Consider the following 6,123-nt stretch of genomic DNA (forward strand, 5'->3'; position numbering starts at 1 on the left):
GGCACTGGCATCAGGGTTTGGTTGGTATTCACTATCAGCGATTATTATGACCGATGCTTATGGCGCAGTTTGGGGCAGTGTGGCGCTATTTAATGACTTAGTACGTGAGTTCTTTGCGCTGATATTTATCCCTGTGTTTATGCGTAAATATCCGTCTGCTTCCGTTGGACTTGGCGGTGCGACCAGCTTGGACTTTACCTTACCAATTATTCAGCAATCGGGTGGTCTAAAGGTCGTGCCATTGGCGATTAGTTTTGGCTTTATTATTAATATTGTCGCGCCAGTGCTGATGGTGGTTTTCTCGGCGTTGGGGTAAGGTTAAATTTTGACGGTTTATCAGAATTTACCATTATTCGAAGGGCTTACAGTGCTTGGCGTACTTACCATACATTTGTATATAAGAATCGTATTTAAGATTCATTAAATCTTTTACTGAACTACTTGCCATCAGCGTCGCACGACGCTGTTTTGCTTCAAGACCGTTAAGATTAAGTGCTTTGAAACTAGGGTTTATATAGTCTGTTTCTTTAACTAAGATTTTATTTGAGCAATCATAAGTACGGATACGCTTAGGATCAATATCATGTTGCAAGACTAACGTGTTTTTGATGCTAAGGGCTCGATTGCGTGATAAAGAATCGAAACCAAGAGTCGCTACGGCATCTTCATCAATTTCATTGGTAGCTGCATGACCAAAAATAAAAACACTGGCTTCTGGATACTCGTTGATTTTTTCTGCCATTTTTAAAAATTCTGTATCATAAATAGCAGGTAATTGACTGCTCATTGGCGGAAAAAACCCACTAAACTCCATTTCAAGCGCGTCGCCTCCCTCAATTATTATTTGACAGCCTTTAGCATCAACTACTACGTTAGGTAGCGTGTCAGGGCACTCGTCTATAGCATCAAGCACTCCATCGCCGTCTGAGTCAATCGCTGCTTGCATCGTCCTGATGTTTTCATGTTGAGGTAACTCTTTAGACGGCGCAGTTGAAGTGGTTTGGCAGCCAGCTAACGCTATAGATGTTACTAGCAGCCATAAAGTGCTACAGTTATTCATTCGCATGGTTACCCTCTCTAAATACCCTCAAAAACAATTTTTTGTTTATGTTGAGATGACAGCTATTATCAATAAAAAATCTCTTTAAAATTCAACGCAGGTGCCGTCTTTTAAATTGATAGGATAGTCACTATCAGGCTCAGTTAATAAACCATAAACCCGACGATTAAAAGCTCTACCCTCCTCAGTATCATTAGGTGCAATGGGCGCTCTAGCGTCACAATTTAAAGTCATCAATCTACTAGATTCTATGCCGTGTTTTAATAAAAGGTAGTTTTTAATTATCAGTGCTCTGTTTTTAGGTAATGAGCTTAACTCTTTATGAATTTCATCCTCTGAAATGTGCGCTTCAATCTTAAAAATAGCAGTATCATACTCTTTCATTCTTGCGGCTACTTTATCCAGTTCAACCTGATATTTAGAGGTTAGTTCACTACTACCTTTAGCAAAAAAGGCGCGGTACTCCATTTGTAAACCAGTTCCAATAGTGATGAGAGGACAACCATACGGATCCACCTTGACCCCTTTAGGAGTGTTCGGGCAATTATCTATAATGTCAGGGACACCATCATTGTCTGTATCTGCATGTGGCTCTATCATGACTTTAGGGGTGTTATATGATTCTTTGTGGATTAAACCTTTTGTTGGTACGGTTTGGCAAGAAGTTAACATAAAACCAGCTATTACGCCTATCATCATCCATGACTTATTTTTCATACGCCATCCTTAGTTCAATTAATAGATTCAGTTAAAACCTAAACCCCACTTGCCTGCTTCGCAAACAACCGCATCAGCGGTTTAATCTTACTAATCCGATACATACCTTCATTACGAAGTTGTTGAATCGGACGCATCTGCGCAAGCGAGCCTGCAAACAGCCAATTAAGCGCCGAAAAACTATGCATCATCAGACTATTATGCGGACGACGCAGACGCTCATAGCTACGCAAGGTTTGGTTCGTGCCCCACAGCTTATTTCCGCTACGCGCATAGTCATGGGTGAGTTGCTCACTTAATGCCTTGACATCGAGCATGCCCAAATTCAGCCCCTGACCTGCCAGCGGATGCACACCATGGGCGGCGTCCCCAATTAAGACTAAGTTATCCGCGACGTAGCTTTTGGCTTGCTGCGCGGCTAACGGAAAGCTGGCGATGGATTCAATCTCGCGGATAGCGCCTAGCTCATAATGACTGGCAGCAGCCAATTTATCAGCGATATAGCGCGGCGATTCTTCTAATAGTGCCAACGCTTGATTGCGTGGTAATGTCCATACAATCGACTGCCAGTGCTCTGGATTGGCTTTATCTTCATCCGTGATATCAGCAAGCGGCAATAAGGCCAATGTACCAGTCGGTAGCATGGCTTGGCGGGCAGTCGCTCGGTGCGGTTTGTCGGTTTGAATCGCGCAGCAAATCGCGGTTTGGTTATAATCAAGCACATCCAGCTCAATACCTGCTTGCTTACGCACAAACGAGCCGCGACCGTCAGCACCCACCAATAAACGTGCGTCAATCACCGTGGCGTCATCTAGCGTCACACGATAACCTTGCGCGCTACCAAGCCAGTCCATGTCGACAACCTTGTGCCCATCGATAACGGTTAAATATTGACTGACATCAGATGCAGATAAACGCTGCCACAATGCATATTCGATAACGGCGGGCTCAACCATGCTGCCGAGCATTTGTGGCTCAGAGTTTTGATTACTGTCATTACTACTATTATTGCCATTACTGTTATCATCACTATCGCCAAACAGTAACTCGCCCCTACCATTCAACTGCCAAACCTGCATTTGGGTATAATCGGCTTTGCGCTCTGATGCCGCTATCTTTTGCCAAGCGCCCACGTCTTTGAGTAAGTTGATACTGGCAAGACTTAATGCATAAACACGCGCATCTCGCTTGCCAAGCACCTGTTGCCAATCTGCCTCGCTACGTTTAGGGCGCGCATCAATGATGGTCACTGGCATTTGGGCTTGTGCCAGTTTTAGCGCAAGGGTTGCACCGACGATACCGCCGCCGATAATGAGCGTATGGTTATTTTTCATAAAACATCCTTTGTCGCGTTATTCATGCTATCTGCCATATTGATGGGATTTAGCAGCAGCTGAAATTATAGATTTTATTTGCTTAATAACTTACCAGTATGTTGAACTAAGATTTTAAACCCATCGCATAGTTGGCAATCAATGGCTTAATATTTGGCAGTTTATCAAAGGCAACCAAGGCCACGTTACGTGCCAGCTTCACGGCTGGATTTGGATGCGTAAAGCCATGCACGACGGCATCACAAAAGCGAATGACACGTTTTTGATCGGTTTGACGGGCTTTTTCATAGCGCTTAAGCAAAGTTGGATTACCGATATCTTCGCCTTTTAGCACCTGCCGACTCATCATTTTTGCCAGTACATGCGCATCACGCATACAAAGATTAAAACCTTGCCCAGCCACTGGATGCAAGGTGTGAGCCGCGTTACCCATGATGACGCAGCGACCGTCTACTTGTTTGTCTGCCAGTACCCGCGTTAATGGATAAGCGCCGCGGCGACCGGCTTTTTTAAACGTGCCAGCGCGCGCGCCAAAGGCTTGCTGCAAGGTTGCCAAGAAATGCGCATCGTCTTCTAAATACTGCGTTTCCTCACCCGTTGGACAAACCCAAACCACTGAACGTCGATAACCTTTTTGGTACTCATCATTGCCGTCGCCTTCTGGATCAGTCAATGGCAACACCGCAAGCGGGCCTGCTGGGCTAAAACGCTCAATGGCAATATGTTCATGCGGCTGATCGGTCTCTACTACCCCAACGATAGCGGTTTGTTTATAATCATAAGTCGTCGTGCCGATATTTAACAACTGACGCACGGTAGAATCACGACCATCACAAGCGACTAATACGCTGGCTTGCAATTGCTGCTCATGCTCTTCTTCACCGTAATAGCTAAAGCTTAACGTCACGCCATCGTTTTGTTGGCTAACGGCTATCACATTGGCATTATCAATCAGCGTAATCAACGGTTCTTGCTGGGCAGCCAATAACAATTTACGCCCAAGCCACGCGTTTTCCATCACTTGCCCAAATGACTCGACTTGCTCTTCAGCTTTATTTAATTGTGCACGTCCAAAGCTGCCTTGCTCGCTGATTTTTACCGCGTCAATCCGGCAAGCATGGCTTTGTAGCTCAGCCCATAGCCCAATCTCTTGATAAATCTGTACCGTACGCCGTGACAGGGCGGTATTGCGACTGTCTAAATAGTGCGTACGCTTAGCGTCGTCATTGGGGCTGATGGTTGGATAGCTGTTTTTTTCTAACAAAGTGCTGGCGATACCATGATGGGCGAGTAACAGCGCAAACGACAAGCCGACATGCCCGCCGCCCGCGATAAGGACTTGCTGTTCAGTCATAGCCGTTTTATTAGCCTGATCTGATTTGGCAGGATTGGTTGTTGATAAAGTTGCTTCAGTATGTTGCATGGTTATTATTCCTATTATGACCCATTTAGCACGTATTTAGACGCGATGACTTTCCACTCAAAAAAACACTCAAAAATAATGTTTTTTTCTGGCAAGCCTTTCTCTCTTTAATAGTTTTAGCCCAGTTTCATAGCGCCGTTATCTAAACATTAGTATTTAAGCTCTAGATTACCACAATTTGTCCCTTATTCTGTGGCCCTGACACTAACCATAGTGGCTAAACAGTTTTGTTGCCGTTTCCGGTGTAAGGTGTATCATCTACAGTTGCAATCACCATACAAAAACAAAGCCCTGCCCGCCTGTAAATGGCTTGAATTTTAAATTCTATCTACCATAATGAAGACAGCGCATTTACTTCTTACCTTCATTTTATTCATAGCTGTTTTTATTAATAACTATTTTTAGCAACATTTTGCCGTCATATTTATTAGCACTATTTTTAATATTTACATAACCGTTATAAGCGCCATTAAAAAGTATTGAAACACGACTCACTATTTTATCTCTAAAGCCCGCTCGACTATCATGCATAAAAGCACTAATGCACAGAAGCACTAACCATAGCAGCGGGCAACCAAATACAAGGATAATCGCTTGACTGATTCCATAAGCCGCCGTATACACTTTGAATCGTTGACCCCAGCACAGCTGAAAACCGTGCTTGGCGAATATAATAACCACATGAAATACATCCAAGAACGCCTCGATATTAAAATCAGCCAACGCCAAGGCGACTTTTGTTTAAGTGGCGATATTTTGGGCGTTGAGCGCGGCGAACGCATCATTTATAAAATGGTCGATGAAGCACAAAATACCAAAGATATTAGCGCCGAGGAGCTGCACTTAATCATTCAATCGAGCATCGCCCGTGACGAAGATATAGAAGCCGATAAGCAATCGGCTGCCGAGGAAGATGCTGATAATTTGGAAGCCGCTACTGACTTTACGCCGATTAGTCTGCGTACCCGTAAAGGTAAAATCATCCCACGCGGTGGCAATCAGCAGCGTTATGTCAGAGACATTTTAGCCTCTGATGTGTCGTTTGGTATTGGGCCTGCTGGTACAGGTAAGACCTACCTTGCCGTTGCTTGTGCGGTCGATATGCTTGAGCGCAACGAGATTGAGCGTATTTTATTGGTGCGCCCAGCGGTAGAAGCTGGTGAAAAATTGGGCTTTTTACCCGGTGATTTGACCCAAAAAATTGACCCGTATCTACGTCCTTTATATGACGCGCTGTATGAGATGCTTGGCTTTGATAAAGTCGGTAAAATGCTTGAAAAGCAAATCATTGAGGTCGCCCCGCTTGCCTATATGCGCGGTCGTACGCTAAACAATTCGTTTGTTATCTTAGATGAAGCGCAGAATACCACGCCTGAGCAAATGAAGATGTTCTTGACGCGCTTAGGTTTTGGCTCACGAGCGGTTATTACTGGCGATATTACGCAGGTCGATTTGCCGCGTGGGCACAAATCAGGTCTGGCGCAAGCGATGGATATCTTAAGCGGTATCGAAGAGATTCATATCACTAAGTTTGACTCAAAAGACGTCGTGCGCCACCAATTGGTACAAAAAATCGTTGAAGCTTATGA

The 6,123-nt window shown here is 44.5% G+C and carries 5 protein-coding genes and 1 pseudogene; 2 read left to right on the forward strand and 4 right to left on the reverse strand.

Annotated features, from left to right (window positions below; genetic code table 11):
* Positions 1 to 316: pseudogene (locus tag V7D75_RS06685) on the forward strand (lysine exporter LysO family protein); the annotation flags it as partial.
* 33 nt (positions 317 to 349) lie between these two features.
* Here V7D75_RS06685 and V7D75_RS06690 read toward each other — a convergent pair.
* The 4 genes from V7D75_RS06690 to V7D75_RS06705 form a co-directional block, all read right to left on the reverse strand.
* Complete coding sequence (locus V7D75_RS06690; protein WP_333613929.1) at positions 350 to 946, reverse strand: OmpA family protein; 597 nt, start codon at positions 944 to 946, stop codon at positions 350 to 352.
* Positions 947 to 1,144: 198 nt separating this feature from the next.
* The gene (locus V7D75_RS06695; protein WP_333613930.1) at positions 1,145 to 1,777 is read right to left on the reverse strand and encodes an OmpA family protein; all 633 of its coding nucleotides are present in this window, start codon (positions 1,775 to 1,777) and stop codon (positions 1,145 to 1,147) included.
* 38 nt (positions 1,778 to 1,815) lie between these two features.
* Positions 1,816 to 3,111, reverse strand: a complete 1,296-nt coding sequence (locus tag V7D75_RS06700; RefSeq protein ID WP_333613931.1) for an FAD-dependent monooxygenase — start codon at positions 3,109 to 3,111, stop codon at positions 1,816 to 1,818.
* A 106-nt stretch (positions 3,112 to 3,217) separates the two neighbouring features.
* The gene (locus V7D75_RS06705) at positions 3,218 to 4,465 is read right to left on the reverse strand and encodes an FAD-dependent monooxygenase (protein WP_333613948.1); all 1,248 of its coding nucleotides are present in this window, start codon (positions 4,463 to 4,465) and stop codon (positions 3,218 to 3,220) included.
* A gap of 675 nt (positions 4,466 to 5,140) precedes the next feature.
* Between V7D75_RS06705 and V7D75_RS06710 the strand changes: the two genes are divergently transcribed.
* Positions 5,141 to 6,123 (forward strand): PhoH family protein (locus tag V7D75_RS06710; protein WP_442968933.1); only part of this gene is annotated, 983 nt, incomplete at its 3' end.

It is taken from the genome of Psychrobacter sp., assembly GCF_036731945.1.
Lineage (GTDB): Bacteria > Pseudomonadota > Gammaproteobacteria > Pseudomonadales > Moraxellaceae > Psychrobacter.